Origin of the sequence: Xenorhabdus sp. NBAII XenSa04 (assembly GCF_963866145.1) — a bacterium.
GTDB lineage: Bacteria > Pseudomonadota > Gammaproteobacteria > Enterobacterales > Enterobacteriaceae > Xenorhabdus > Xenorhabdus indica.
The window spans coordinates 1-2,078 of the sequence record NZ_CAWMEB010000051.1; the positions used below are offsets into that span (position 1 = coordinate 1).

A 2,078-nucleotide genomic window follows, 5' to 3' on the forward strand; every position below is an offset into this window, starting at 1 on the left:
GTCTGCTCGCGGGATTCATTGACCGTCAGCACCAGACAGCGGTTCAGCAGCTCTTCATCCACATCGATGGCGGTCGTCGTTAACATCAGCATCACCGGGCCTTTGACGGTGTAGCTTTTGGTGACGAGATTCCCGGTCGCTTCGTCCTTGCCCGTGCTTGCCATCGTTAATTCGCCGTCTGACTGCAACAGCTTGAGCGCATAAGCCGCCTGCCGCACGCCTTCTTCTTCGGCGATAGCAAAGATTTTGTGCTGGAGATTGGTTTCACCGAGATAAAACAGGCTCTGGCCGGTCATGGCGCTGTACTGGATGCGCTCTTCTGCCGGGATCAGGTTCAGTACCGCCTCCATCAGGCTGCTCTTGCCGGCGGCACTGCTGCTTTGGATCAGGACGGCTAAGGGTTTGGGCAGTTTACGGCTCACGGCCGCCAAAAAGCCTGCCAGTAAGTTAGTGGATTCGCCAACCACACCACAGGCCGCTAAGTCAGCCGTAATCCGGGCGGTCAGGTAGGGATCTTGCAGCAAGGCCAGTGCCGCCGCCTGCTCGGTGTCGCTCATTTTGGGGACTTTGGCGACGGATGCCGCACCGCCCTGCTGCTGCCACTGCTCGACCGCCAGTAACACCTGACTCAGTGCCCGCCGGAGGTCGCCTTCGGTCAAGCCCAGCTCAGCGGCGGCCATGCGGGCGTAACTGTGGCGTGAGCGCCCGCTCATCAGATCAACCCCGTCGGCGAACAGCACGCCGCTTTGCGTGTCCAGCACCTGCGCATTGAGTTTCATCGCGACAGCACCGGCTTTCACCGCACCCAGACCGCGCAGACACCATTGCAGTGTGCCGACCGAGATCAGCAGCTCGCCATGATCACCGGACTCACAGACCACATTCGGCGTCACGTTGAGTACAGGTTCAGCGGCTAAAGGGGAAGCGGATTCTGACACCGTGTCCGGCTCCGGCGTCTGGCGCACAAGGGCTACCATATCCGCTACCTCCTGCATCGGTATGGCACTCTCAAGCAGCAGGGCAAAGGCGGTTTCCGGCTCGGCCACCTGACAGAGGTATTCGTTGGCATCCCTGCCCGGTGGGAACACCACGCGCAAGGGCGTAATCCCTTTGGCAACCAGCGCGGCCGCCAGTTTCACCGCCGCCTCATTGCCTGCGGTATCATTATCAAAGGCGATCAGCACCTGCTTAATGCCGTGCTGTTCAAAGGCTTGCCAGTGGTCATCCGTCACACCATGCACCCCATACGCCGCCGTGACATGGCGTTGCCCCGTCACCCAGAACGACATCGCATCAATCAGCGATTCACACAGGATAAGCGTTTTGGACGCCCCCAACGCCGCTGCATTCCAGACGCCGTGATGTGCCCCCGGCAGGTACAGATGGCGGATAACTGACGCCCGCAGATCATCACTGATCATGCGCCCGTACAGTTCGTGGACTTGCCCCTGTGCGTCCATCACCGGCACAACCAGCGAACCACGCAGGTGCTCCCGCCCGTTCTCCCGCAGCACCCCGACCGCTTGCAGACGACGGCGGATTTCCGCCCCGGCCTTGTACTTACTGGCAGGCAGGCGGTAAGCGAGCGTTCGGTTGGCAAAGCCGAGTTTAAAATGGCTGACCAGCTCAGGATGGTTAAGCCGCCGTTTGGACAGATAGGCCTGGGCTTCCGGTGCATTGAGCAAGGTATGGTGATAAAACTCAACCACCCGTGACAGCAGCACCTGTTGCCCGATGGCATCACTGGCCAGCTCTTCCGGCTGCACCAGCGGCTCCACCGCCGGATTGTGCCCCAGCACCGCCTTTAAGCGTTCGGCGGCATGGCGCAGGCTTAGCCCTTCGGTTTTCATCACCCAGTCCAGCACCGAGCCGCCCGCATCGCAGCCAAAGCAGTGATAGAGGTTTTTCGACGGGGTAATGACCATCGAGGGCGTTTTCTCCTCATGGAACGGGCACAGCACGGTCATGTCTTTGCCGCGCTTAAACAACTGCCGCCCTTGCTGCTCAATGATGGCAACTAAAGAGACCGCGGTTTTCAGGTGCTGTAATTCTGCTTCCGGGATGCGAGCCATAAAAAT

General features: G+C 60.0%; 1 protein-coding gene. It reads right to left on the reverse strand.

The annotated features are described in order from the left end of the window. Positions 1–2,072: CHC2 zinc finger domain-containing protein (locus AAC147_RS02425; protein ID WP_047685407.1), on the reverse strand; the 2,072-nt coding region annotated here is incomplete at its 3' end. Positions 2,073–2,078: the final 6 nt, after the last annotated feature.